This is a genomic window from Pseudomonas soli (assembly GCF_021283165.2).
GTDB classification, from domain to species: domain Bacteria; phylum Pseudomonadota; class Gammaproteobacteria; order Pseudomonadales; family Pseudomonadaceae; genus Aquipseudomonas; species Aquipseudomonas soli.
The window spans coordinates 1-26,263 of sequence record NZ_CP128543.1 but is presented as its reverse complement, the minus strand read 5'-3'; the positions used below and the strand labels follow the sequence as shown (position 1 = coordinate 26,263).

The 26,263-nt window shown below is 62.0% G+C and carries 22 protein-coding genes; 11 read left to right on the top strand and 11 right to left on the bottom strand.

Translation table 11 applies throughout. From position 1 onward, the window contains the following. Positions 1 to 22 precede the first annotated feature (22 nt). From fmt to LU688_RS00095, 4 genes are read left to right on the top strand one after another with little or no spacing between them, the layout of a single operon-like run. Entirely contained in the window at positions 23 to 955 is a 933-nt protein-coding gene (gene fmt, locus LU688_RS00110; RefSeq protein WP_038707093.1) for a methionyl-tRNA formyltransferase, read from the top strand. Continuing rightward, positions 952 to 2,259 (top strand): 16S rRNA (cytosine(967)-C(5))-methyltransferase RsmB, encoded by a 1,308-nt coding sequence (gene rsmB / locus LU688_RS00105; protein WP_094010817.1) that lies wholly within the window; start codon positions 952 to 954, stop codon positions 2,257 to 2,259. The genes fmt and rsmB overlap by 4 nt, the downstream gene beginning before the upstream one ends. Positions 2,260 to 2,283: 24 nt before the next feature. After that, complete coding sequence (trkA, locus tag LU688_RS00100) at positions 2,284 to 3,657, top strand: Trk system potassium transporter TrkA (protein ID WP_023629849.1); 1,374 nt, start codon at positions 2,284 to 2,286, stop codon at positions 3,655 to 3,657. Between the two features lie 11 nt (positions 3,658 to 3,668). After that, positions 3,669 to 3,977, top strand: a complete 309-nt coding sequence (locus LU688_RS00095; protein ID WP_023629850.1) for a tetratricopeptide repeat protein — start codon at positions 3,669 to 3,671, stop codon at positions 3,975 to 3,977. A gap of 34 nt (positions 3,978 to 4,011) precedes the next feature. Here the strand turns inward: LU688_RS00095 and LU688_RS00090 are convergent, their stop codons facing one another. After that, positions 4,012 to 4,899 carry a lysophospholipid acyltransferase gene (locus LU688_RS00090; protein WP_023629851.1) on the bottom strand — a complete coding sequence of 296 codons (888 nt, stop codon included), beginning with the start codon at positions 4,897 to 4,899 and terminating at the stop codon, positions 4,012 to 4,014. A 41-nt stretch (positions 4,900 to 4,940) separates the two neighbouring features. After that, positions 4,941 to 5,492: a DNA-3-methyladenine glycosylase I gene (locus LU688_RS00085; RefSeq protein ID WP_038707091.1), complete on the bottom strand. Its 552-nt coding sequence runs from the start codon at positions 5,490 to 5,492 to the stop codon at positions 4,941 to 4,943. A gap of 83 nt (positions 5,493 to 5,575) precedes the next feature. Here LU688_RS00085 and glyQ point away from each other — a divergent pair, with 83 nt between their 5' ends. From glyQ to LU688_RS00065, 4 genes are all read left to right on the top strand, one after another. Further along, positions 5,576 to 6,523: a glycine--tRNA ligase subunit alpha gene (gene glyQ / locus LU688_RS00080; RefSeq protein ID WP_023629852.1), complete on the top strand. Its 948-nt coding sequence runs from the start codon at positions 5,576 to 5,578 to the stop codon at positions 6,521 to 6,523. Further along, positions 6,520 to 8,571, top strand: coding sequence for a glycine--tRNA ligase subunit beta (gene glyS, locus LU688_RS00075; protein WP_094010818.1), 2,052 nt, complete (start codon positions 6,520 to 6,522; stop codon positions 8,569 to 8,571). The genes glyQ and glyS overlap by 4 nt, the downstream gene beginning before the upstream one ends. A 4-nt stretch (positions 8,572 to 8,575) precedes the next feature. Continuing rightward, entirely contained in the window at positions 8,576 to 9,103 is a 528-nt protein-coding gene (gmhB, locus tag LU688_RS00070) for a D-glycero-beta-D-manno-heptose 1,7-bisphosphate 7-phosphatase (protein WP_038707089.1), read from the top strand. 65 nt (positions 9,104 to 9,168) lie between these two features. Then, positions 9,169 to 9,939 (top strand): lysophospholipid acyltransferase family protein, encoded by a 771-nt coding sequence (locus LU688_RS00065; protein ID WP_094010819.1) that lies wholly within the window; start codon positions 9,169 to 9,171, stop codon positions 9,937 to 9,939. Positions 9,940 to 10,211: 272 nt separating this feature from the next. Here the strand turns inward: LU688_RS00065 and LU688_RS00060 are convergent, their stop codons facing one another. Further along, complete coding sequence (locus LU688_RS00060) at positions 10,212 to 11,831, bottom strand: MFS transporter (RefSeq protein ID WP_232887888.1); 1,620 nt, start codon at positions 11,829 to 11,831, stop codon at positions 10,212 to 10,214. A gap of 96 nt (positions 11,832 to 11,927) precedes the next feature. After that, positions 11,928 to 13,577: a GMC family oxidoreductase gene (locus LU688_RS00055; protein ID WP_094010821.1), complete on the bottom strand. Its 1,650-nt coding sequence runs from the start codon at positions 13,575 to 13,577 to the stop codon at positions 11,928 to 11,930. A 174-nt stretch (positions 13,578 to 13,751) separates the two neighbouring features. Here LU688_RS00055 and LU688_RS00050 point away from each other — a divergent pair, with 174 nt between their 5' ends. Next, entirely contained in the window at positions 13,752 to 14,639 is an 888-nt protein-coding gene (locus LU688_RS00050; protein ID WP_160290883.1) for a LysR family transcriptional regulator, read from the top strand. Here the strand turns inward: LU688_RS00050 and LU688_RS00045 are convergent. Genes LU688_RS00045 through LU688_RS00035 form a run of 3 tightly spaced genes read right to left on the bottom strand, consistent with a single transcriptional unit; the run spans position 14,628 to position 17,646 of the window. Then, positions 14,628 to 15,446: a sulfite exporter TauE/SafE family protein gene (locus tag LU688_RS00045; RefSeq protein WP_094010823.1), complete on the bottom strand. Its 819-nt coding sequence runs from the start codon at positions 15,444 to 15,446 to the stop codon at positions 14,628 to 14,630. The genes LU688_RS00050 and LU688_RS00045 overlap by 12 nt on opposite strands. Next, a complete protein-coding gene (locus LU688_RS00040; RefSeq protein WP_094010824.1) occupies positions 15,443 to 16,720 on the bottom strand; it encodes an NAD(P)/FAD-dependent oxidoreductase in 1,278 nt (425 codons plus the stop codon). The genes LU688_RS00045 and LU688_RS00040 overlap by 4 nt, the downstream gene beginning before the upstream one ends. A 41-nt stretch (positions 16,721 to 16,761) precedes the next feature. Next, positions 16,762 to 17,646, bottom strand: coding sequence for an MBL fold metallo-hydrolase (locus LU688_RS00035; protein ID WP_023629230.1), 885 nt, complete (start codon positions 17,644 to 17,646; stop codon positions 16,762 to 16,764). A 244-nt stretch (positions 17,647 to 17,890) separates the two neighbouring features. Between LU688_RS00035 and LU688_RS00030 the strand changes: the two genes are divergently transcribed. Both LU688_RS00030 and LU688_RS00025 read left to right on the top strand, forming a co-directional pair. Continuing rightward, complete coding sequence (locus LU688_RS00030) at positions 17,891 to 19,189, top strand: sigma-54 interaction domain-containing protein (RefSeq protein WP_023629231.1); 1,299 nt, start codon at positions 17,891 to 17,893, stop codon at positions 19,187 to 19,189. Positions 19,190 to 19,293: 104 nt separating this feature from the next. Continuing rightward, the gene (locus LU688_RS00025) at positions 19,294 to 19,962 is read left to right on the top strand and encodes a hypothetical protein (RefSeq protein ID WP_146229499.1); all 669 of its coding nucleotides are present in this window, start codon (positions 19,294 to 19,296) and stop codon (positions 19,960 to 19,962) included. 83 nt (positions 19,963 to 20,045) lie between these two features. On the opposite strand, the gene gyrB is transcribed toward LU688_RS00025, so the two are convergent. The 4 genes from gyrB to dnaA are packed head-to-tail and all read right to left on the bottom strand — an operon-like array spanning position 20,046 to position 26,263. Then, complete coding sequence (gyrB, locus tag LU688_RS00020; RefSeq protein ID WP_023628552.1) at positions 20,046 to 22,466, bottom strand: DNA topoisomerase (ATP-hydrolyzing) subunit B; 2,421 nt, start codon at positions 22,464 to 22,466, stop codon at positions 20,046 to 20,048. 4 nt (positions 22,467 to 22,470) lie between these two features. After that, positions 22,471 to 23,574 (bottom strand): DNA replication/repair protein RecF, encoded by a 1,104-nt coding sequence (gene recF, locus LU688_RS00015; RefSeq protein WP_094010826.1) that lies wholly within the window; start codon positions 23,572 to 23,574, stop codon positions 22,471 to 22,473. Between the two features lie 15 nt (positions 23,575 to 23,589). Next, a complete protein-coding gene (gene dnaN, locus LU688_RS00010; protein WP_038707084.1) occupies positions 23,590 to 24,693 on the bottom strand; it encodes a DNA polymerase III subunit beta in 1,104 nt (367 codons plus the stop codon). Between the two features lie 43 nt (positions 24,694 to 24,736). Next, entirely contained in the window at positions 24,737 to 26,263 is a 1,527-nt protein-coding gene (dnaA, locus tag LU688_RS00005; protein ID WP_023628553.1) for a chromosomal replication initiator protein DnaA, read from the bottom strand.

Below are 26,263 nucleotides of genomic sequence, written 5' to 3'. Positions count from 1 at the left end.
TTTTTCAAGAAGCGAGAACTCCATGCGCATCGTCTTCGCAGGCACCCCAGAGTTTGCCGCCGAACACCTCAAGGCTTTGCTCGACAGCCCGTACGAGATCGTGGCCGTCTACACCCAGCCCGACCGCCCGGCCGGGCGTGGCCAGAAGCTCATGCCAAGCGCGGTCAAGGCGCTGGCCGTGGCCCATGACATCCCGGTGTACCAGCCGCAGACCCTGCGCAACGCCGACGCCCAGGCCGAACTCGCCGCACTGAAGCCGGACCTGATGGTGGTGGTCGCCTACGGCCTGATCCTGCCGCAAGCTGTGCTGGATATCCCACGCCTGGGCTGCATCAACAGCCACGCCTCGCTGCTGCCGCGCTGGCGTGGTGCGGCGCCGATCCAGCGCGCCGTTGAAGCCGGTGACGCCGAGAGCGGTGTGACCGTGATGCGCATGGAAGCAGGTCTGGACACCGGCCCGATGCTGCTCAAGGTGGTCACCCCGATCAGCGCCGAGGACACCGGCGGTACCCTGCACGACCGCCTCGCCGCCATGGGCCCGGGCGCCGTGGTGCAGGCCATCGCCGGCTTGGCCGATGGCAGCCTGCAAGGTGAAGTGCAGGACGATGCCCTGGCCACCTACGCCCACAAGCTGAACAAGGACGAAGCGCGCATCGACTGGAGCCGCCCGGCCGTGGAGCTTGAGCGCCTGATCCGCGCCTTCAACCCCTGGCCGGTGTGCCACAGCACCCTGGACGGCGAAAGCGTGAAGGTGCTGGCCGCCAACTTGTCCACAGCCCAGGGCGCCCCCGGCGAAATCCTGTCGGCCAGCAAAGATGGCCTGGTGGTCGCCTGCGGTGACCAGGCCCTGAGCCTGACCCGCCTGCAACTGCCGGGTGGCAAGGCCCTCAACTTCGCCGACCTGTTCAACAGCCGCCGCGAGAAATTCGCCAGTGGCAAGGTGCTCGGCCAATGAATCCACGCCTGGCTGCCGCCCGTGCCTTGGCCGCTGTACTCAGCGGCAAGGCTTCGCTGAACAGCTCGCTGCCAGCGCAACTGGACAAGGTCGATGAGCGCGACCGTGGCCTGACCCAGGACCTGGCCTTCGGCACCGCCCGCTGGCAGCCGCGCCTGGACCTGCTGGCCGCGCAACTGCTGCAGAAGCCGTTCAAGGCTGCCGACGCCGATGTGCAGGCGCTGCTGCTGGTCGGCCTGTATCAACTGTTCTACACCCGCATCCCAGCCCACGCCGCCATCGGCGAAACCGTCGGCTGTGCCGACAAGCTGAAGAAGCCGTGGGCCAAGGCCCTGCTCAATGCCGTGCTGCGCCGCGCCCAGCGCGAAGGCGAGGCACTGCTGGCCGGCATGGAGCGCGATCCGGTAGTGCGCACCGCCCATCCGCGCTGGCTGCAAAAGGCGCTCAAGGCCTTCTGGCCGGAGCAGTGGGAAGCCATCTGCGCCGCCAACAACGCCCACCCGCCGATGATCCTGCGCATCAACCGCCGCCACCACGGCCGCGACGCTTACCTCGCGCTGCTGGCCGAGGCCGGTATCGGCGCCAGCGCCTGCCAGTACAGCCGTGACGGCATCGTCCTGGCCGAGGCTTGCGACGTGCGCGGCCTGCCAGGCTTCGCCGACGGCTGGGTGAGCGTGCAGGACGAAGCCGCGCAGCTGTCCGCCGACCTGCTGGAACTGGCCCCCGGCCAGCGCGTGCTCGACGCCTGCTGCGCCCCGGGCGGCAAGACCTGCCACCTGCTTGAAGCCGAACCGGGCTTGGCGCACATGGTCGCCATCGACCTCGAGGCCAAGCGCCTGACGCGCGTGCGCGAGAACCTCGACCGCCTCAAGCTCGATGCCGAGCTGATCGCCTGCGACGCCCGCGACACCGCCAGCTGGTGGGACGGCAAGCCCTTCCAGCGCATCCTGCTCGACGCCCCCTGCTCGGCCACTGGGGTGATCCGCCGCCACCCGGACATCAAGCTGACCCGCCAGGCCGACGACATCCCGGCCCTGGCCGCGCTGCAAGGCGAGCTGCTCGACGCCCTGTGGCCGACCCTGGAAGTGGGCGGCATGCTGCTGTACGCCACCTGCTCGAGCCTGCCGACCGAGAACACCGAAGTGATCGACGCCTTCCTCGCCCGCACCCCCGGTGCCCGCGAGCTGGACCTGGCCACCGAGGCCGGTCTGCGCCAGCCCCACGGGCGCCAGCTACTGGCCCAGGAAGGCGGCCACGACGGCTTCTACTATGCCAAGCTGATCAAGATCGCCGCCTCGCGGTAAGCACAAGAACGTAGGGAGTAGTGGATGAAGATCATCATCCTCGGCGCAGGGCAGGTGGGCGGCACGCTGGCGGAACACCTGGCCAGCGAAGCCAATGACATCACCGTGGTCGATACCGATGGCGAGCGCCTGCGCGACCTCGGCGACCGCCTCGACATCCGCACCGTGCAAGGCCGCGCCTCGCTGCCGACGGTGTTGCGCCAGGCCGGCGCCGACGATGCCGACATGCTGGTGGCGGTGACCAACAGCGACGAGACCAACATGGTCGCCTGCCAGGTGGCGTACTCGCTGTTCCACACCCCGACCAAGATCGCCCGGGTGCGCGAGTCGGCCTATCTGACTCGCGAAGAACTGTTCGACAACGACCATATTCCGGTGGATGTGCTGATCAGCCCCGAGCAGGTGGTGACCAACTACATCAAGCGCCTGATCGAACACCCCGGCTCCCTGCAGGTGATCGACTTCGCCGAGGGCAAGGCCCAGCTGGTGGCGGTCCGCGCTTACTACGGCGGGCCGCTGGTCGGCCAGCAACTGCGCCAGATCCGCGCCCACATGCCCAACGTCGACACCCGCGTGGCGGCCATCTTCCGGCGCGACCGGCCGATCACCCCACAGGGTGACACGGTGATCGAAGCTGACGACGAGGTGTTCTTCATCGCAGCGAAAAAGGACATCCGCGCGGTGATGGGCGAACTGCGCCGTATCGACGAGAGCAACAAGCGCGTGGTCATCGCCGGTGGCGGGCAGATCGGCGAGCGCCTGGCCGAGGCCATCGAGAGCCGCTACCAGGTGAAGATCATCGAGATGAACCCGGCCCGTTGCCGCCAGCTCTCCGATACCCTGGAAAGCACCGTGGTGCTGCAGGGCAGCGCATCGGACAAGGACCTGATGCTCGAAGAGAACATCGCCGACGCCGACATCTTCCTGGCCCTGACCAACGACGACGAGGCCAACATCATGGCGTCGCTGCTGGCCAAGCGCCTGGGCGCGCGCAAGGTGATGACCATCATCAACAACCCGGCCTATGTCGACTTGGTGCAGGGTGGCGACATCGACATCGCCATCAGCCCGCAATTGGCCACCATCGGTACCCTGCTGGCCCACGTGCGCCGTGGCGATATCGTCAGCGTGCATTCGCTGCGCCGCGGCGCGGCCGAGGCCATCGAAGCCGTGGCCCATGGCGATTCGAAGTCGAGCAAGGTGGTCGGCAAGGCCATCGAGGACATCAACCTGCCGCCAGGCACCACCATCGGCGCAATCATCCGCGAGGACGAAGTGATGATTGCCCACGACGACACGGTGATCGAGTCGGGCGACCATGTGATCCTGTTCGTTGTGGATAAAAAGCATATTCGGGACGTGGAGAAGCTGTTCCACGTGGGCTTGAGTTTCTTCTAGGAGGGAAGGGCATGCGTGAATCGCTGGAGAAGATGCTGGCCAAGGGTGTGGATAACCCGCTGCTGCGCTTTGGCTTGGGCAAGGCCTGGCTGGACGAGGGCAATGGCGCTGAGGCGGCGGTGCACCTGGCCAGCTGCGTGAAGCAGGACCCCAAGTATTCGGCGGCATGGAAGCTGCTGGGCAAGGCGTATCAGCTCAGCGGAGATCTGGCTGGCGCGCGCAAGGCCTGGGAAGAGGGGATCGAGGCGGCGCAGGCCCATGGGGACAAGCAGGCCGAGAAAGAGATGACGGTGTTCCTGAAAAAGTTGAACAAGGTCTGAGAATGCCGGGGCTGCTTTGCAGCCCCCAAAAATCTCAGTACCAGCGCGCCTCACCCGCCGGGCGCTTCTTGAAGCGCTTCATGCTCCACATGTACTGGCTCGGGTACTCGCGCACGTAACGCTCGACCACCTTGCTCATGGCTGCCGCCGATTCATTCACATCGGTGCTGTACATGGCCTCTGGCGCCGCTTCCAGGAATACCTTGAAGCCTGAACCATCCGGCAGGCGCAGCGCATGCAGGAACACCCCGACAGCCTTGCCACCGGCGAGCATGTTCGGGACGAACTTGCTGGTCAGCGCCTGGGTACCCAGGAACGGCACGAACACCCCGGCCGACTCGGCCGGCTCCGGGTCGGCGGGAATCCCCACCTGGCCACCCCGGCGCACTTCCTTGATCACGCTGAGAATGCCTTCCTTGGTCGAAGGCGCCACGCGGTTGCCCATCTGCACCCGCTGCTCACGCAGCAGGTCATCCACCGCCTTCAACTTCGGCGGGCGATAGAAGATGATCGGTTTGCACTGGTTGCAATAGAAGTGGTTGAGCACCTCCCAGTTGCCCAGGTGGCTGGTGATGCCGACCACGCCCTTGCCCGAGGCCAGGGCCTGCTCCAGCACTTCCAGGCCGTGCACTTCCTTGACCAGGTCGAGCGAGCGCTGCGGCGGCCAGATCCAGGCGCAGGCGCTTTCGACGAACGACTTGCCGATGTCCTTGAGCGCGCGACCGACCAATTGCTCACGCTCGGCCGGGTCCATCTCCGGGAAGCATTTGGCCAGGTTGATGCGCACGACATTGCGCGAGCCGTTGGGGATTTTCCACATCAGCCAGCCGATACCGGCGCCGACGCGCTGCACGGCGCCCCAGGGCAGCTTGGCAAACAGGCGCAGCACCCCGACCATCAGGGCGCCCTTGAACTTTTCCACAGGCGAATTCCTTATTTCAGCAAGGCGCGCATTGTACCCCGTCAGCGCACCAGCGCGGCGTAGCGATCGCAGTCGGTGGTGTGGTCCATGACCATGCCGGTGGCCTGCATGAAGGCGTAGCAGATGGTCGGCCCGACGAAAGTGAAGCCAGCCTTCTGCAAGGCCTTGCTCATCGCCTTAGCCTCGTCGGTGACCGCCGGCACGTCGCCACGGCCCTGGAAATGGTTGATCTTCGGCGCGCCGCCGACGAACGACCATAGCCACTCGGCGGGGTTATCCACAGCCAGCCAGGCTTGGGCATTGCGGCGCACGGCCTTGAGCTTGAGGCGGTTGCGGATGATGCCAGCATCCAGCATAAGCTCCTCGATGCGTTCATCGCTGAGCTGCGACAGTTTCAGCGGATCGAAGCCGTCCAGCACCTCGCGATAGCGCTCGCGCTTCTTCAATACCGTGATCCACGACAACCCCGCCTGGAACCCTTCGAGCAAAAGCATCTCGAAGAGCAACGCCGGGTCGCGCTGCGGCGTTCCCCACTCGTGGTCGTGATAGGCCTGATACAACGGATCGTCGGAACACCAAAAGCAGCGTGGCATAAGGCTCCAATAACGTAGAGGGCGAGGCGAATCGGGTATACTCCCGCTCTTTACATCCGCATCCCCAGATACAGGTGAATTTCGTGAGCCAGCCTACGCCAGCCGTGCGTACCTTCCAAGACCTGATCCTCGCCCTGCAGAACTACTGGGCAGCTCAAGGTTGTGTGGTGCTTCAGCCCTACGATATGGAAGTAGGCGCCGGAACTTTCCACACCGCTACCTTCCTGCGTGCCGTGGGCCCGGAGACCTGGAACGCCGCCTATGTGCAGCCCAGCCGTCGCCCAGCCGACGGGCGGTATGGCGAAAACCCCAACCGCCTGCAGCACTACTATCAGTTCCAGGTGGTGCTCAAGCCAAACCCGGCGAACTTCCAGGAGCTGTACCTCGGCTCGCTGAAGGCCATCGGCATCGACCCGCTGGTTCACGACATTCGCTTCGTCGAAGACAACTGGGAATCGCCAACCCTCGGCGCCTGGGGCCTTGGCTGGGAAATCTGGCTGAACGGCATGGAGGTGACTCAGTTCACCTACTTCCAGCAAGTCGGCGGTATCGAGTGCTACCCGGTCACTGGTGAAATCACCTACGGCCTGGAGCGCCTGGCCATGTACATCCAGGGCGTGGACTCGGTCTACGACCTGGTATGGGCCGACGGCCCGTTCGGCAAGGTTACCTATGGCGACGTGTTCCACCAGAACGAGGTGGAGCAGTCGACCTACAACTTCGAGCACGCCAACGTCGAGAAGCTGTTCGAACTGTTCGACTTCTACGAAAGCGAAGCTAACCGTCTGATCAAGCTGGACCTGCCGCTGCCCACCTACGAAATGGTCCTGAAGGCCTCACACACCTTCAACCTGCTGGACGCCCGCCGCGCCATCTCGGTGACCGAGCGCCAGCGCTACATCCTGCGCGTACGTACCCTGGCCCGGGACGTAGCGCAAAGCTATCTGCAAGCTCGCGCACGCCTGGGCTTCCCGATGGCCACCCCTGAACTGCGTGACGAAGTGTTGGCTAAGCTGGAGGCTGCACAATGAGTGCTCAAGATTTCCTGGTTGAACTGGGCACCGAAGAGCTGCCACCCAAGGCCCTCGCCACGCTGGGCGACGCTTTCCTCGCCGGCATCGAGAAAGGCCTGCAGGCCGCCGGCCTGAACTACACCGGCAAGCAGGTCTACGCCGCGCCGCGCCGCCTGGCCGTGCTGATCCGCCAGCTGGATGTGCAGCAGCCAGACCGCAGCATCAACATCGACGGCCCGCCCGTGCAGGCTGCCTTCAAAGACGGCGAACCTACCCAGGCCGCCCTGGGCTTCGCCAAGAAGTGCGGCGTCGAGCTGTCGGACATCGACCAGAGCGGCCCGAAGCTGCGCTTCTCCCAGCACATTCCGGGCAAGGCCACTACCAGCCTGCTGCCAACCATCGTCGAGGATTCGCTCAACGACCTGCCGATCCCCAAGCGCATGCACTGGGGCGCCAGCCGTGAAGAGTTCGTGCGCCCGACCCAGTGGCTGGTGATGTTGCTCGGCGATCAGGTCGTCGACTGCACCATCCTGGCCCAGAAAGCCGGCCGTGAATCCCGTGGCCACCGCTTCCACCACCCGGAAAACGTACTCATCACCACCCCGGCAAACTACGTCGAGGACCTGCGCAAGGCCCACGTGCTGGCTGACTTTGCCGAGCGTCGCGAGCTGATCAGCAAGCGCACCGCAGAGCTGGCCATGCAGCAGGAAGGCACGGCCATCGTGCCGCCGGCGCTGCTGGACGAAGTAACCGCCCTGGTCGAGTGGCCGGTGCCGCTGGTGTGCTCGTTCGAGGAGCGTTTCCTCGAGGTGCCGCAGGAAGCGCTGATCACCACCATGCAGGACAACCAGAAGTACTTCTGCCTGCTGGACAGCGAAGGCAAGCTGCTGCCGCGCTTCATCACCGTGGCCAACGTCGAGAGCCGTGATCCCAAGCAGATCGTGCAGGGCAACGAGAAGGTCGTGCGCCCGCGCCTGACCGACGCCGAGTTCTTCTTCAAGCAGGACAAGAAGCAGCCCCTGGAAAGCTTCAACGAACGCCTGAAGAACGTGGTGTTCCAGGCTCAGCTGGGGACCGTGTTCGAAAAGGCCGAGCGCGTCTCCAAGCTGGCCGCCTTCATTGCCCCGTACATCGGTGGCAGCGCCGCCAATGCTGGTCGTGCCGGTCTGCTGTCGAAGTGCGACCTGGCCTCGGAAATGGTCGGCGAATTCCCTGAAATGCAGGGTATTGCCGGCTACTACTACGCCCTCAACGACGGCGAGCCGCAAGACGTCGCCCTGGCGCTGAACGAGCAGTACATGCCGCGCGGCGCTGGCGCCGAGCTGCCGCAGACCCTCACCGGTGCCGCCGTGGCCATTGCCGACAAGCTAGACACCCTGGTCGGCATCTTCGGCATCGGCATGCTGCCCACCGGCAGCAAGGACCCATACGCCCTGCGCCGTGCTGCCCTGGGCGTGCTGCGTATCCTGATCGAGAAGCAGCTGGATCTGGACCTGAATGTCGCGGTCGAGTTCGCGGTCAAGCAGTTCGGTGCCAACGTCAAGGCCGCCGGCCTGTCCGAGCAGGTGCTGGAGTTCGTCTTCGACCGCCTGCGCGCGCGCTACGAGGATGAAGGCATCGACGTCTCCACCTACCTGGCGGTGCGTGCCCTGAAGCCCGGCTCGGCGCTGGACTTCGACCAACGCGTACAGGCCGTGCAGGCCTTCCGCAAGCTGCCGGAAGCCGACGCGCTGGCTGCAGCGAACAAGCGCGTGTCGAACCTGCTGGGCAAGGCCGAAGGCGCCATCGCCGATCAGGTCGAACCCAAGTACTTCGACAACGCCAACGAGTTCTCCCTGTACTCGGCCATCCAGCAGGCCGACCAGGCTGTGCAACCGATGGCCGCGGCGCGTCAGTACAGCGAAGCCCTGGCCCGTCTGGCCGCCCTGCGTGACCCGGTCGACGCCTTCTTCGAGGCGGTGATGGTCAACGCCGAGGACGCCAAGGTACGCGCCAACCGTTATGCCCTGCTCAGCCGCCTGCGCGGTCTGTTCCTGGGCGTGGCCGATATCTCGCTGCTGGGGTAAGTCGTTGAAACTGCTGATTCTTGATCGAGACGGAGTGATCAACCACGACTCCGACGCCTACATCAAGTCGCTGGAGGAGTGGATCCCCATTCCCGGCTCGATCGAGGCCATCGCGCAGTTGAGCAAGGCGGGCTGGACGGTGGCCGTGGCCACCAACCAGTCCGGCATCGCCCGCGGCTACTACCCGCTGCAAACCCTCGAGGCCATGCATGCGCGCCTGCGCGCGCTGGTGGCCGAGCAGGGCGGCGAGGTCGGCCTGATCGTGCATTGCCCGCACGGCCCGGACGAGGGCTGCGAATGCCGCAAGCCCAAGCCCGGCATGCTGCGGACCATTGCCGAGCATTACCAGGTGTCCCTGGCCGGCGTGTGGTTCGTCGGTGACAGCAAAGGTGACCTGGAGGCGGCCCTGGCCGTCGATGCACAACCCGTGTTGGTAAAAACCGGCAAGGGCGAGAGGACCCTGGAAAAAGGCGTCCCGCAAACTACACTGATTTTCGACGATCTGGCGGCTATCGCCAGAGAACTTATTTAAATGAGTGCGCCAGAAACGGCGCACTTTTCATTAGGCGGGCACGCCCCGCAACGGTACATGCCACTATGTCGATCCTGCAGGCGATCAGAATCTTTCTTTTTTACCTGCTGTTGGGCACCAGTTCACTGCTGTGGTGCTCGCTGAGCTTCTTCGTCGCGCCCTTCCTGCCGTTCCCCAAGCGCTACAAGTTCATCAACGTGTACTGGTGCCGCTGTGCGTTGTTCCTGGCCCGCACGATCCTGCGCATCGACTACAAGATCACCGGTGCCGAGAACGTACCGAAAGTACCTTGCGTGATCCTGTCGAACCACCAGAGCACCTGGGAAACCTTCCTGCTCTCCGCGTATTTCTCGCCGCTTAGCCAGGTGCTCAAGCGCGAACTGCTGTACGTGCCGTTCTTCGGCTGGGCCATGGCCATGCTGCGGCCGATCGCCATCGATCGCAAGAATCCCAAGGAAGCGCTGCGCCAGGTCGCTAGCCAGGGCGACGAGCTGCTCAAGCAAGGCACCTGGGTGCTGATCTTCCCCGAAGGCACCCGCGTGCCTCATGGCCAGATCGGCAAGTTCTCCCGTGGCGGTACCGCCCTGGCGGTCAACGCCGGCCTGCCGGTACTGCCGATTGCCCACAACGCCGGCAAGTTTTGGCCGCGAGAAGGCTGGGGCAAACGCCCGGGCACCATCGAGGTGGTGATCGGTGAACCAATGTATGCCGTGGGCACTGGCCCACGCGCCATCGCCGAGCTGAACGACCGCGCCCAGGCCTGGAACGAAGCGACCCAGCGAGCCATGGGTTCGCTGCCGCCGCTGGCGGAAAACCCGGAGCAGCAGCCAGCCTGACGATCTGTGGATAACTTGTTAGCAAGTTTTGCATGGATGATCGATAAAGCATGCTAAGTGATTGAATTGGCTGTTTATTTCCATGTATGACGTTTTTGCGAAAATCGTGCATAAGTTTTTTCGCGCTATAAAAAAACCGGCTTTTACGCCGGTTTTTTTGCTCGTTTGATGGTGGCATAGCGAGTACGTGTGAGCGGGCTTGCCCCGCGATGGATGGCACAGGCTGCGCCGGTATCGCGGGACAAGCCCGCACGCAGTGTCATCTGTACTGCCTAGACCTTATCGATATCAACGTCCTTGGTCTCTTTCAGGCAGAGGATCCCTACCACCAGGCTCACCCCGGTGATCAGCACCGGATACCACAGCCCATAGAAGATATCCCCGGTATACACCACCAACGCGAACGATACCGTTGGCAGGAAGCCACCGAACCAGCCGTTACCGATATGGTAGGGCAGGGACATCGAGGTATAGCGGATCCGCGTCGGGAACAGCTCGACCATGACCGCCGCCAGTGGCCCGTAAGTCATGGTGGCGATCAGGATCATGGCAACGATCAGCACTACCACCATCACCTGGTTCACATGCGCCGGGTCGGCCTTGGCCGGATAGCCAGCCGCTTCGATGGCGCTGCGCATGGCCGCCTCGTCGAAACCGTTGATGGTCTTGTCACCGATGCTCACCTGCACTTCGCTGCCGGCAGCCTCGACCGAGCTGTAGGGCAGGCCCTGTTTGACCAGGAAGGTCTTTACCTTGTCGCAAGGGCTGTCGAAACGGGCCTTGCCCACCGGGTCGAACTGGAAGGTGCAGCCTTGCGGGTTGGCACTGACGACAATGGGCGCTTCCCGGCTGGCGGCGTCGATCTGCGGGTTGGCGTAATGGCTCAGCGCCTTGAATATCGGGAAGTAGCACACGGTGGCCAGCAACAGCCCAACCATGAGGATTGGCTTGCGCCCGATACGGTCCGACAGCCAACCGAAGAACACGAAGAACGGCGCGCCGATCACCACGCTGATGATCAACAGGGTATTGGCCTGGGCCGGGTCCATCTTGAGCATCTGGGTCATGAAGAACAGCACATAGAACTGTGCGGTGTAGAAGGTCACCGCTTGTCCGGCGTTGATGCTGAACAGCGCGGTCAGGACCACCTTGAGGTTTGGCCAGGAGGTGAACGATTCGCGGATCGGCGACTTGCTGGTCTTGCCCTGGGCTTTCATTTTCACGAATGCCGGCGACTCATGCATGCTCATGCGGATCCAGGTGGAGATCGCCAGCAGGACGATCGACAGCAGGAACGGCAGGCGCCAGCCCCAGGTCTCGAACTCATCGCCACTGATATAGCGACTGGCCAGGACCACGATCAACGACAACAGCAGGCCGAGCGTAGCGGTGGACTGGATGAAGCCGGTATGGAAACCGCGCTTGCCGGACGGAGCGTGTTCGGCCACATAAGTGGCCGCACCGCCGTATTCGCCGCCCAATGCCAGTCCCTGGAGCATGCGCAGTATGACGAGGATAATCGGCGCGGCGATACCGATGCTGGCATAGGTGGGCAGCAGACCGACGGCGAAGGTCGAGAGGCCCATCAGTACGATGGTCACCAGGAAGGTGTACTTGCGCCCGATCATGTCCCCCAGACGGCCGAACACCAAGGCGCCGAACGGGCGCACCAGGAAACCGGCGGCGAAGGCCATCAAGGCGAAGATGAACGCGGTGGTGTCGTTGACCCCTGCAAAGAACTGCTTGCTGATCACCGCCGCCAAGGCGCCATAGAGAAAGAAGTCATACCACTCGAACACTGTCCCGAGGGATGACGCGAAAATGATCTTGCGTTCCTCACGGCGGCTCGGGCTGCTCGCCACCGCACCCTGTTCCTGGATGTAATCCGACATCGTTGCTGTCCTCGGCCCTTGGGGCCACAGTGATTATTCTTGTTGTTCCACTGCCGGCAGCCGCTGACCGCGCTGCCGCTGTTGCACACACCCGGGTCAGGGCGTCGGTATCGCGTTGCTGTCGCTGAGGTTGGTCTGGGTGTTGGCCCCCTTGAGGATAAGTTGTGCCGCCTTTTCGGCAATCATCAACGTGGGTGAACAGGTATTGCCGGAGACTATCTGCGGCATGATCGAGGCATCCGCCACACGCAGGCCCGGAATGCCATGCACGCGCAGCTGGTTATCCACAACATCGAGCACACCACTGCCCATGCGGCAGGTACCCACCGGGTGGAAGATGGTGGTGCCGATCTGGCCGGCGGCCTGGTGCAGGTCTTCTTCGCTCTGCAGGGCAGGGCCTGGCAGGTACTCGCGGGGTTCGAAGGCGGCCAGGGCAGGGGCATGGACGATGCGCCGGGTAAGGCGGATGGCGTCGGCGGCCACGCGCAGGTCCTCGGGGGCGCTGAGGTAGTTGGGGTCTATCAGCGGCGCGGCGTTCATGTCCGCCGAGCGGATATCGATTCGACCTCGACTGGCCGGGCGCAGGTTACATACCGACGCGGTGAAGGCCGGGAACCGGTGCAGCGGCTCGCCGAAGCGCTCCAGCGACAAGGGCTGGACGTGATACTGAAGATTGGCGGTCTCTTGCTCTGGGCTCGAACGGGCGAAGGCGCCCAACTGACTCGGCGCCATGGCCAGTGGTCCACTACGGTCGTAGGCATAGCGCAGGCCCATGCCCAGCTTACCCCACAGGCTGTTGGCCATCTGGTTGAGGGTGCGCGTGTTCTGGATCTGGTAGATCAACCGCAGTTGCAGATGGTCCTGCAGGTTGCCGCCGACGCCAGGCATGTCGTGGCGCACGGCGATGCCCAACCCTTCGAGCAATTTGCGTGGGCCAATCCCCGAGCGCTGCAGGATGCCGGGCGAACCGACCGAACCTGCACAGAGAATAATCTCGCGGCGTGCCGCGAACTCATGCCATGCACCTTGCCAAAGCGCCCTTACAGCCCGGGCGCGGGTGTTGCCGAGCAACACCTGGTCGACCTGCACGCCGGTCAGCACGGTCAGGTTCGGGCGCTTGAGAACGGGCCTGAGAAATGCCTTGGCCGAGTTCCAGCGCACACCGCTGCGCTGGTTGACCTGAAAGTATCCACAGCCGGCGTTGTCGCCTGTATTGAAGTCGTCGGTCCTGGCGATGCCGCTCTGTTCGGCCGCATCGCGAAAGGCATCGAGGATTGGCCAGCTGTAGCGCTGCTGCTCGACTCGCCACTCACCGTCGACGCCATGGCTGTCGCTGGCACCGGCATAGTGGCTCTCGCTGGCCTTGAACAGCGGCAGCACATCCTTCCATGCCCAGCCCTCGTTGCCTTGCTCGGCCCAACGGTCGTAGTCGGCGGCCTGGCCGCGCATGTAGATCATGCCGTTGATGGATGAACAGCCACCCAGCACCTTGCCCCTCGGATAGCCTAGGGCACGCCCGTTCAGCCCGGGCTGGGCCTCGGTCTTCATGCACCAGTCGGTGCGTGGATTGCCGATGCAGTAGAGGTAACCGACGGGGATATGAATCCAGGGATAGTTGTCACGGCCACCCGCCTCGAGCAGCAACACGCGGCAGGATGGATCGGCGGACAAGCGATTGGCCAGCAGGCAACCGGCGGGACCGGCACCCACGACCACGTAGTCGTAGACAGAATCGGCTGATGGCATGTGCAACCTCGCGCCTGATTATTATTCTTGTCCCGATCCATCTTATTGATTAATTTCGCGGAGGAAACACGAGATTTCGCGCAGCCGTTGTGCGTTTTAGCACAGCGACTATCCGACTGTGAGAGCGGGTTCATCCCGCGGTGGCTTCAACAGCCAGCACATCCAAGGACGCCCATGTTCGACTGGAACGATCTGCGTTTTTTCCTCGAGTTGCAGCGCAGCGGCCGCTTGCTCAGCGCCGCCAAGCGCCTCAACACTACCCACAGCACCGTCGCCCGGCATATCGAGAGCATCGAGAAGCACCTGGGCACCGCGCTGTTCGTCCAGCACGCTCAGGGTTACGAGCTCACCCCCTCGGGCCAGGCGCTGCTCAAGCATGCCGAAGCCATGGAGAACGTCGCCTTGCTGGCGCAGGAAGAGATCACCCAGGCCATCACGCCGCTGGGCAAGATCCGCCTTGGCGTGACCGAAGGCATCGGCATCATGTTCTTCACCCCGCGCATGAAAGCGTTGTTCCAGCGCTATCCGGGGCTTGAAGTGGAACTGGTGGCGGTGCCGCGGTTCGTGAGTATCCTCAACCGCGAAGCCGAGATCAGCATCCACCTGGAACGACCCAACGCTGACCTGCTGATCACCCGCAAGCTCACCGACTACCGTCTGGCCCTGTACGCCAGCCAGGAATACCTGAATCAAGCGCCATCGCTCGACACTCGTGAAGATCTGGCCCGGCACAACTGGATCGGTTATGTCGACGACCTGCTGTTCAGCCAGGAACTGCTGTTCCTCAACAGCTTCTGCCGAGCGCCCAACGTGGTGTTCCGCAGCACCAGTGTGATCGCCCAGCAGCACGCCGCCCAGGCCGGGCTCGGTATCGCCGTGCTGCCCAACTACATGGCCCGGCACGATCCGAAGCTGGTACGCGTGCTGCCCGGCGAGACCATCCAGCGCAGCTACTGGATCTGCACTCGCCGCGAGCTGCACAAGTCGGTGCGCCTGCGCGTGGTGTGGGACTACTTCCTGGCGCTGTGCGCCGCCGAGCAGGATGAGTTGCTAGCCGAATAGCGCCTTGCCGGCGAGCAGCACGGCAGCGCCGCAGCCCACTGCGGCGAACAGCTGCTGAAGACGCGGACCGGCAAGCTTGCTAGCCAACGGCCGCGCCAGCAGCAAGCCCAGCACCGCCCCTGCGGCGAATGGTGCGCCGACCCACCAATGCATCACACCCGCCACGCTGGCGCTGACCACACTGCCAGTGGACACCAGGGCGATCACCGCCAGCGAGGTGGCGACGATACTTTGCATATTCAGGTTGGTGTAGCGGTTCAAAGCAGGAATGATCACGAAGCCGCCACCGACGCCCAGCAGGCCAGATAGCAACCCCGACAGCATCCCGGTGAACGCCAGTGCCCTGGCGCAGGGCAGGGTCCAGCGCAAGCGCCCCTGCAGCGGGTTGAGCACGCAGGGCATGATCTCCCGTTCGCCGCAGGGTGACTCGCCACGCAGCTCACGTGCTGCCTTGCGCCATATCCGCAAACAGGCGTACACCAGCACCCCGGCGAAGACCAAGGCCAACGGTGTATTCGGCACACGGTGAGCGAGCATCAAGCCGAACGGCGCACAGGCAATCCCGATCAGCGCGATGAACAGTGCCGCCCGATAACGCACCAGCCCCTGGCGCAGGCCGAGCACCGCACCGACTGCCGCCGCCAACCCCACGGCCAGCAGGCCGATCGGAGCCGCCTCGACCATGCTCAGACCCAAGCCGAACACCAGCAGCGGCACCGCGAGGATGCCGCCACCGGCGCCGGTCAGCGCCAACACCGCACCAATGATCGCACCAAGCCCGGCGCCCAGCAGTTGGTGCTCGATCACTGTTGCGCCTCGACCACCAGAGGTTGCGGCCGGGCCAGCCACTCGCGGCCCTTGAGCATGGCTTTCCAGTACAGCGGCGGCAGGATCTGCGCCTTGAGCAGCCAGGCCAGGCGGGTTGGCTTGCGGCCATCGAGCAGCCAACGCGGGAAGCTCGGTGCCAGCTTGCCGCCGTAGGTGAACTCGGCCAGGACGATCTTGCCCCGCTCCACTGTCAGCGGGCAGGAGCCATAGCCATCGTATTGCGCGAGGGTCGCGAGTCGACCAAGCGCCACCAGCACATTGTTGGCCACCACCGGTGCCTGCTTGCGGGCGGCGGCGGCGGTCTTGGCGTTGGTGGTGTTGGCCACGTCGCCCAAGGCATGGATATTGCCAAACTGGCGATGGCGCAAGGTTTGCGGGTCGACGTCCACCCAACCCGCCGCATCAGCTAGCGGGCTCTGGCGGATGAAATCAGGCGCCACCTGGGGCGGAACCACATGCAGCATATCGAAGGCCTCGACGCGGGTCTCGGTAGTGCCGTCGGGGAGGGTGCGCACAAACGTAGCGCGCTTGTTCGCGCCATCTACTGCCGTCAGGCGATGCTGATAGTTCAGGTCGACGCCGTACTTGTCGATGTAGCTCATCAGCGCCGGTACATAGTCCGGCACGCCGAACAGCACCGCGCCGGCATTGAAGAAGCTGGCCCTCACGTTGCCCAGTTGGCCGCTGCGCAGCCAGTGGTCACATGACAGGTACAGCGCCTTCTGCGGCGCCCCGGCGCACTTGATCGGCATCGGCGGCTGGGTGAAAAGGGCGCGCCCCTGCTTGAGGTTCTGTACCAGTTGCCAGGTATAGGGCGCCAGGTCATAGCGGTAGTTGGAGGTGACGCCGTTGCGCCCGAGGGTCTCACTCAAGCCTTCGATGGCATTCCAATCGAGCTTCAAACCCGGGCAGACCACCAGCTGTTCATAACTGACAGCGCGACCACCCTCGAGCAGCACCAGTTGGCCCTGGGGATCGAAGCCGTCCACCCGCGTCTTGATCCAGCGCACACCGCGCGGCAGGGTGGCGGCCATGGTGTGGGCGGTACTCGACGCCTTGAACACACCGGCACCGACCATGGTCCAGCCTGGCTGGTAGTAGTGCACATCGGCGGGGTCGATCAGGGCAATATCCAGCGAAGGATCACGGGCGATCAGGCTGGAGGCGGTAGCGATACCGGCGGCACCGGCGCCGACGATCACCACCTTGTGGTGGTCGGCACGGGATGAATCGGCAGGGGACAGGGCAGGCATGGCGGTGTTCCTTGGAAATCTCGTTATGGGTAAAGCGTGACTTACAGCTTGTTCAGCGGGATCTTCAGGTAGCTCACACCGTTTTCTTCAGGTTCGGGGAATTGCCCGCTGCGCATGTTGATCTGCACCGAGGGCAAGATCAGCACGGGCATGTCGAGGGTCTTGTCACGGGCTTCGCGCATCTGCACGAAGCTGTCTTCGCTGACCCCTTGATGAATATGGATGTTGTCGGCGCGTTGCTCGGCCACGGTGGTGACGAAGCACAGCTCACGGCCACCAGGCAGATAGTCGTGGCACATGAACAGCCGGGTCTGGTCCGGGAAGGCGAGCAGGCGACGGATCGACTTGTACAGGGTTCTTGCGCTGGCGCCCGGGAAGTCGCAACGAGCCGTGCCATAGTCGGGAGTGAACAAGGTGTCGCCGACGAACACGGCGGTCTCACCAGCATCCTCGATCATATAGCTCATGCACGCCGGGGTATGCCCAGGGGTGTGCAGGGCACGGGCATGCAGGTTGCCAATGCGGAATCCTTCTTCATCTTCGAACAGCACGTCGAACTGACTGCCGTCCCGAGCAAAGCCCGGTTCGGCGTTGAACAGGGAGCCGAAGACTTTCTGTACCTGGGTGATCTGCGCACCGATCGCGATGCTGCCGCCCAGCCGGGATTTGAGGTAGGCCGCCGCGGACAGATGGTCGGCGTGCACATGGGTATCCAGGATCCATTGCACCTTGGCATCCAGCTCCTCGACGCGAGCGATCAGCTTGTCCGCCGAATCGGTACAGGTACGCCCGGACTTGGGGTCGTAATCCAGCACGCTGTCGATCAACGCGCATTGTCGCGTCTCGCCATCCATGACCAGGTAGCTGATGGTCCAGGTCGCCTTGTCGAAAAACTCTTCGACGTGAAGGTTGTTGCCGATGATCATTGCACTCTCCAGTTGTCCCAAGCCTCCTTGAAGGCATAGGCAGTGGGAGGTGCTTTATCAAGATACATGCCAGCCTTTCAGATAGACGCCTTCCCCCTGCAGGAACGGTCTCGTGCCGCGAAGGACGCGCAGCAGCCGTCATTCCAGCAACCCAAAGGTGACAGTTCCTGGCAGTCGACTGTCAGTCGATGGCAGTGTTTGGCAGTCCTTGCTACGCTCGCAAGGTCCTTCCTCTGGTGCTGTCATGCTAGCCGCTTCCCATCCCGCGATCATCGCACTGGTGTCATACCTTGAACACGATGTGCTGCCCAGCATCGTGCTGGACACCGACTACAACATCCTCGCCGCCAACGCCGCCTACCGTCGCCAGTTCGGCAATGAGGAGCACGCGCCAATCGGCGATAAGTGCCATCGGGTTTCCCATCACTATGCCGTTCCCTGCGACCAGGCGGGTGAACACTGCCCGCTGCGCAAGTCGCTGGACAGCAAGGTGCCCGAGCGTGTGCTGCACATCCATCACACTCCACGCGGGCCTGAACATGTGGATGTAGAACTGCGTCCGATCCTCGACGACGAGGGCAGGGTGGTGGCGTTCGTCGAGCGGCTGACCAGTGTCACCCTGGCATCGGCACAACCTCAACAACAGGGTTTGGTTGGCCGGGCTCCGTCCTTCAAGAGCGCCGTTTCCAGTCTGCAGCGTGCCGCCCCCGCGCAGATCCCGGTCTTGCTCCAGGGTGAATCCGGGACGGGCAAGGAGCTGTTCGCCCGGGCGTTGCACCTGGGTAGCCCACGAGCCAATGGCCCCTTGGTGGTGGTGGACTGCACCGGGCTGACCGAGTCGCTATTCGAAAGTGAACTGTTCGGTTATGAGAAGGGCGCCTTCACCGGCGCGATCCAGCGCAAGATCGGCCTGGCAGAAGCGGCTCACGGTGGAACCTTGTTCCTCGACGAGATCGGTGAGGTGCCGCTGGCCATGCAGGTGAAGTTGCTACGCCTGATCGAGTCCGGAAGCTTCCGTCCGGTCGGCAGCACTCGCACGGTCCATTCAGACTTCCGTCTGATCTCGGCAACGCATAAGCCATTGAAAGAGATGGCCGTCGAAGGGACGTTCCGCGAAGACCTGTATTACCGCATCAGCGGATTCCCGATTCGCCTGCCGTCACTACGTGAGCGAGTCGAGGATTTACCGTTACTCTGTGAGAGCCTGCTGCAACGCATGGCCGGCAAGCATGCGCCCAAGGTTACCGCCGAAGCCCTTGAGCGCCTCAACCTGCATACCTTCCCAGGCAACATTCGCGAGCTCAGGAACATCCTGGAACGGGCCCGGCTGTTTGCCGATGATGGTTTCATTCGTCCGGAACATCTGCCCGAAGACATCCATCCACTATCAGATCAGAGTCATTTCGGCCGTCGCGGACGTAATGAAATGGCCGAGCTGGCGCATGCCTTGGAGACCTTCAAAGGATCACGTAATGAGCTGGCAGCACATCTGGGCATGAGTGAGCGGACTCTCTATCGCCGTCTCAAATCACTAGGGCTTTGAGCGTTCCACGTGGAACATTCAACGAGAACACTGCTGAATGGTATTGTTTTGATATCGCCGCTCAAGGAAGATTGCGAGCTTTGCCCTGGGTCACGGAGAGAGTGTTGAAAAAGATCATCGGTTTGACCTTAGTTGCAGCAGGCCTGCATGGCTGCAGCTTCTACGAAAAAACCAACATTCGAAATGAGGCCGAGACGGCCAAGTACGACCCCGCTACCACGGCTCGCATTCGCGCCTTTACGTCTCCTGAGATCACCGGGTCCTATCAGGCCAATGCAACCTGTGAACAGTATCGCCCTCTCCAAACCAAGGAAGGTACACCGCTCACTGTAACGTTCAAAGATCGAACCTCTACCAAGCAGTACATGCTTTGGAGAAGGGTTGATCTGTTAGGTATGGTTGAAGAAGATTACATCAACCGCACCATTGGTGTTCCTGCTTCGACAACGACAGAAGAGCTGAAGAACGACCGGGTAGGTTACAACGAGCATGTGATCCCGGCTGGTAAACCCATCGTCCTGAGCTTGGGTTTCCACGCTGTATCTGATCAGGGCAAGGCCTGGTGTTACCCAAAACCCGTCTACTTGGTACCACAAGCAGGGAAGGACTATGAGGTCAGATACATCACAGTAAAGGAAAGCTTCATGTCCTCTTCTTGCAAAGTCGCAGTCAGCGAGCTGACTGGCAATGGTCCGGTCAAGACGCCCCAGCCTGTGAAAACCGGAGTCTGTGTGCCGGACAAAGGCTACCTGTACAGAACCGTAGGGCCGTGACGTAACAGTCGATCACCATCAGACGGGCAAAAAAAAGCCAATACTTACGTATTGGCTTTTTCTATTGCGTATCGCCTGAGTAATCAGAAGTCCAGGTTGGACACCGACAAGGCGTTGCTTTCGATGAAGTCGCGACGTGGCTCGACCGCATCACCCATAAGGGTGTTGAACAGTTGGTCGGCGGCGATAGCGTCCTCGATGGTTACCTTGAGCATGCGGCGCACGGTCGGGTCCATGGTGGTTTCCCACAGCTGGTCCGGGTTCATCTCACCCAGCCCTTTATATCGCTGGATGGTGTGGCGCTTGGTGCTCTCGTTCATCAGCCAGTCGAGGGCTTCCTTGAACTCGGTGACCGCCTTGCGACGCTCACCGCGCTGAACGTAGGCACCTTCGCCCAACAACGTACCGAGGTTTTCGCCGAGGGCGACGACACTGCGGTAGTCATTGCTACCGAAGAAATCACGGTTGAAGGTGACGTAGCTGGCCAAGCCGTGAGAGGTGGTTTCCACCACCGGCAACCAGATATTACGTTCCTTGTCCTCGTGCAAGGCAGCCTTGTAGGTCAAACCAGAACGCTGGCTGTTGTCCAGGCGCTGCTGGAACGCTTTGAGCCAATCATCCATCTGCGCCTTGTCAGCCAATTGCTCGACAGTAACTTTAGGCAAGTAGATGAAGTTCTCGGTCAGCTCTTCCGGATACAGGCGTGACAGACGCTTCAGCGTTTTCATCACTCCGCGGAACTCGTTTACCAGTGCTTGTAGCTGGACACCAGATACTGCTGGCGCTGCCTCATCCAGGTGCAGGCTGGCATCTTCCAGGGCCGATTGGGTCATGTATTCTTCCATGGCCTCGTCGTCCTTGATGTACTGCTCCTGCTTGCCTTTCTTCACCTTGTACAGTGGTGGCTGGGCGATGTAGATGTAGCCGCGCTCGACCAGCTCCGGCAGCTGACGGAAGAAGAAGGTCAGCAGCAGGGTACGGATGTGCGAACCGTCGACGTCAGCATCGGTCATGATGATGATGTTGTGATAGCGCAACTTGTCGATGTTGTACTCTTCGCGGCCGATGCCACAGCCCAGTGCGGTGATCAACGTGCCGACCTCCTGCGAGGAGATCATCTTGTCGAAGCGTGCTTTCTCGACGTTGAGGATCTTGCCCTTCAGCGGCAAGATAGCCTGGGTGCGACGGTTGCGGCCTTGCTTGGCCGAGCCACCCGCGGAGTCACCCTCCACCAGGTACAGTTCGGAAAGGGCAGGGTCCTTCTCCTGGCAGTCGGCCAGTTTACCTGGCAGGCCAGCGATATCCAGGGCGCCTTTGCGACGAGTCATCTCGCGCGCTTTACGCGCCGCTTCACGGGCACGTGCGGCATCGATCATCTTGCCGACTACGGCCTTGGCTTCGTTGGGGTTCTCCAACAGGAAGTCGGCGAAGTATTTGTTCATCTCCTGTTCCACGGCGGTCTTCACCTCCGAGGAAACCAGCTTGTCCTTGGTCTGCGAGCTGAACTTCGGATCCGGCACCTTGACCGAAATGATCGCAGTCAAGCCTTCACGGGCGTCGTCACCGGTGGTGGCAACCTTGTTCTTTTTCGCCAGGCCTTCCTGCTCGATATAGCTGTTCAGGCTACGGGTAAGCGAGGAACGGAAGCCGACCAGGTGGGTACCACCATCGCGCTGGGGAATGTTGTTGGTGAAGCACAGCAGGTTTTCGTTGAAGCTGTCGTTCCACTGCAGGGCAATCTCAACGCCCACGCCATCTTCACGCTGGACATTGAAGTGGAATACCTGGGAGTTGACCGGAGTCTTGTTGGTATTCAGGTACTCAACAAATGCACGCAGGCCACCCTCGTACTTGAAGAACTCTTCCTTGCCGCTGCGCTCATCCTTCAACAGGATACCGACGCCGGAGTTCAGGAACGACAGCTCGCGGATACGCTTGGCGAGGATGTCCCAGCTGAAGTGGATGTTCTTGAAGGTTTCAGCCGAAGGCTTGAAGTGAATGTGGGTACCGGTGGTTTCGCTGTCACCCACGACCGCCATCGGCGCTTGGGGCACGCCATGGACGTAGGTCTGTTCCCAGATCTTGCCGCTACGACGAACGGTGAGCACTAGCTGTTCCGACAGGGCATTCACAACCGATACACCTACACCGTGCAGACCGCCGGACACCTTGTAGGAGTTATCGTCGAACTTACCGCCGGCGTGCAGCACGGTCATGATGACCTCGGCTGCAGAAACGCCTTCTTCTTTATGCACATCGACCGGAATACCACGGCCGTTGTCACGGACGCTGATAGATTCGTCCGGGTGAATGATGACGGTGATGTCATCGCAATGTCCGGCCAGGGCTTCGTCGATCGAGTTGTCGACCACCTCGAATACCATGTGGTGCAGGCCGCTGCCGTCATCGGTGTCGCCAATGTACATGCCGGGACGTTTGCGTACGGCATCCAGCCCTTTCAGCACTTTGATGCTGGAGGAGTCGTACGTTTGATTTTCGCTCATGCCTTCACTCCCGATGGTCGTGGGTCTGGGTGATACGGCCTTGTTCCACGTGGAACAAGGCAACTGGCGTTTCCGTTTGCCAGCCTTCCCTCAGAAATTCGTGGTCTACACAGGTGATGAACACCTGGCAGTTCAATTCTTCAAGCAAGCGGCACAGGGCGCGGCGATGCTGCTCGTCCAGCTCGGACGGCAAGTCATCCACCAGATAAATACACTGACCGCGACGAACCTGGCTAACCAGGTGCCCCTGTGCAATGCGCAGGGCGCAGACCACCAACTTCTGCTGCCCACGCGAAAGAATGTCGGCCGCATTGTTCGCGCCCAATCGAAGGCGCAGATCAGCACGCTGTGGCCCGGCCTGGGTGTGGCCCATCTGCTGATCACGAAGGAGGGAGGCGGCGAGAACTTCATTGAGTTCCCGGTCCTTGTCCCAGCCTCGGTAATAGCTCAGGGTCAGCCCGTCCAGTTCGACCAGTTCGCTCAGGGTCTGCTCGAAGACAGGCTTCAAGGCCTTGATATAGTTGCGACGGTATTCATCTATCTCCGCACTGGCGAGACATAACTCTCGATCCCAGGCGGCTTGCGAAACGGCGTCCAGTGTACCATGCCGCAGCCATGAGTTCCGCTGCCGCAGGGCCTTCTGCAGGCGCTGCCAGGTAGCCATGAAGCGGGGTTCCACGTGGAACACGCCCCAATCGAGGAACTGCCGACGCACTTTAGGCGCACCTTCGAGCAGCCGGAAACTGTCCGGATTGATCAACTGCAACGGCAGCATCTCTGCCAGTTGCGCGGCGCTGCGCGCGTTCTGTCCATCGATGCGAATGGTGAAATCCCCCTGGCGCTCCCGCGACACACCAAGGTTGCTCATACCGCCCTCAGCCAATTCGACCTGGCCGAACACCGTGCAGGTCGGCTGATCGTACTGGATCACCGGGTTTAACCGGGTGCTGCGGAACGAGCGCGCAAGACCGAGCAGGTGCACAGCTTCGAGCACGCTAGTCTTGCCGCTGCCGTTGGCGCCGTAAAGGATGTTGATGCGAGGGGAGGGTGAGAGGGTCACCGGGTGCAGGTTGCGCACCGCGGTGACCGAGAGACGTCGAAGGGACATGTCGCCTGCTACGGGTTACAGACGCATCGGCATGACAACGTAGGACGAGTCGTCATTGCCGGCTTCCTGCAACAGGGCGCTGCTGTTGGAGTCCGACAGAATCAGGCGCACCTGCTCTGTAGTCATGACACCCAGCACGTCCAGCAGGTAGCTGACGTTGAAACCGATCTCCAACGAGCTGCCGCTGTAGTCAACGCTGATCTCTTCTTCCGCCTCTTCCTGTTCCGGGTTGTTGGCCTGGATCTTCAGCTGACCAGCGGCCAGTTGCAGGCGGATGCCGCGGTATTTCTCGTTGGACAGGATCGCGGTGCGGCTGAACGCTTCGCGCAGTGCCTGACGATCACCGACCACCAGCTTGTCGCCACCTTTAGGCAGAACGCGCTCGTAGTCCGGGAACTTGCCGTCCACCAGCTTGGAGGTGAAAGTGAATTCACCGGTGGTGGCACGGATGTGGTGCTGGCCCAGAACGATGCTGACCATGCCTTCTGGGTCTGTCAGCAGGCGCGCCAGCTCCAGGATACCTTTGCGCGGCACGATGACCTGATGACGATCAGCTTGGTCGATCGGTGCCTGCATGGCACACAGCGCCAGGCGATGGCCATCGGTGGCCACGGCACGCAAGGTGCCGGGGGATACTTCCAGCAGCATGCCGTTGAGGTAGTAGCGCACGTCCTGTTGGGCCATGGCGAAGCTGGTGCGCTCGATCAGGCGGCGCAATTTGCTCTGCTCAAGCTGGCAGGTCAGCGAGCCCGGCCCTTCTTCCACAGTCGGGAAATCATTGGCAGGCAAGGTGGAAAGGGTGAAACGGCTGCGCCCGGCCTTGACCAGCAACTTCTGCTCGTCGACCTTGATGTCGATCAGCACATCGCTGGGTAGGCTTTTGCAGATGTCCATCAGCTTGCGCGCTGGGACGGTGATCTCGCCCGGTTCAGCCGGTTCTTCCAGCTGGACGCGGCCAACCAGTTCGACTTCCAGGTCGGTACCGGTCAACGACAGCTGCTGGCCTTGCACGACCAGCAGGACGTTGGACAGAACCGGCAAGGTCTGGCGGCGCTCGACGACGCCTGCGACCAGTTGCAGAGGTTTCAACAGGGCTTCGCGTTGAATGGTGAAATGCATGGTCTAGTCCCTTGCCTTCAAATAGCTGCGCAGACGACGGTCATCAAGTCGTCAGCGTACGCAGCAGGTTCTTGTAGTCCTCGCGGATATCCGCGTCGGATTCCTTCAATTCGTTGATCTTCCGGCAAGCGTGCAGGACGGTGGTGTGGTCACGGCCGCCAAACATATCGCCAATCTCCGGCAGACTGTGGTTGGTCAACTCTTTCGACAACGCCATCGCCACCTGCCGAGGCCGCGCCACCGAGCGCGAGCGACGCTTGGACAACAGATCCGAGATCTTGATCTTGTAGTACTCGGCCACCGTGCGCTGGATGTTATCCACACTGACCAGTTTGTCCTGTAGGGCCAACAAGTCCTTGAGCGACTCGCGAATCAGCTCGATGGTGATATCGCGGCCCATGAAGTGCGAGTGGGCAATCACTCGTTTCAGTGCACCTTCCAGTTCACGCACGTTGGAGCGAATGCGCTGGGCGATGAAGAAGGCAGCATCGTGTGGTAACTCGACCTTGGCCTGGTCGGCTTTCTTCATCAGGATCGCAACACGAGTTTCCAGCTCTGGCGGCTCGACGGCGACCGTCAGACCCCAACCAAAGCGCGACTTCAGTCGCTCCTCCAGGCCTTCGATTTCCTTCGGGTAGCGGTCACTGGTGAGGATCACCTGCTGGCCGCCTTCAAGCAGGGCATTGAAGGTGTGGAAAAACTCCTCCTGGGAGCGCTCCTTGCGGGCAAAGAACTGAATGTCATCGATCAGAAGCGCGTCGACCGAGCGGTAGAAACGCTTGAACTCATTGATGGCGTTCAACTGCAGCGCCTTGACCATATCGGCCACAAAGCGCTCGGAATGCAGGTAGACCACCTTGGCGTTCGGGTTCTTCTTCAGCAGGTGGTTACCCACAGCGTGCATCAAGTGAGTCTTACCCAGACCTACGCCGCCATAAAGGAAGAGCGGATTGTAGCCATGCTTTGGGTTGTCGGCGACCTGCCAAGCTGCGGCGCGGGCCAGTTGGTTGGATTTACCCTCGACGAAAGTCTCGAAGGTAAAGGTTCGATTCAGGTAACTGGTGTGCTTCAACGCACCTTCGACCTGAACCGTGCGCTGCTCGGTGCGCCCACCGGCCTTCGGCGGCGTGATGGTGTCGCTCATGCTGTCGAAGCTATCACGACTCGATGGCTCCTCGACCTCGGCAACCTCCGCCAGCTCGACCACAGGGGCATTCGTATGCTGGACCGCCGCCACCGGAGGCTGCACTTGGCTCTGTTGAGCAAGGGTCGCGGCAACTGCAGCGCTGACAGGTGCGTTGGGGGCAGCACGCGCCGCGGAGCTGCGACGGCTACCTATCAACAAGGAAAGCGCAGGGGCAATGCCGCTGCCCTGTTCACCCAGCAGTTCGAGCAGGCGGCCAAGGTACTTCTCGTTGACCCAATCAAGCACGAAGCGGTTGGGCGCATAGACGCGCAACTCGTCGCCTTCGGCTTCGACCTGTAGCGGACGGATCCAGGTGTTGAATTGCTGGGCAGGCAGTTCATCGCGCAGAAGCTCCACGCACTGCTGCCAAAGTTCCACTGACAC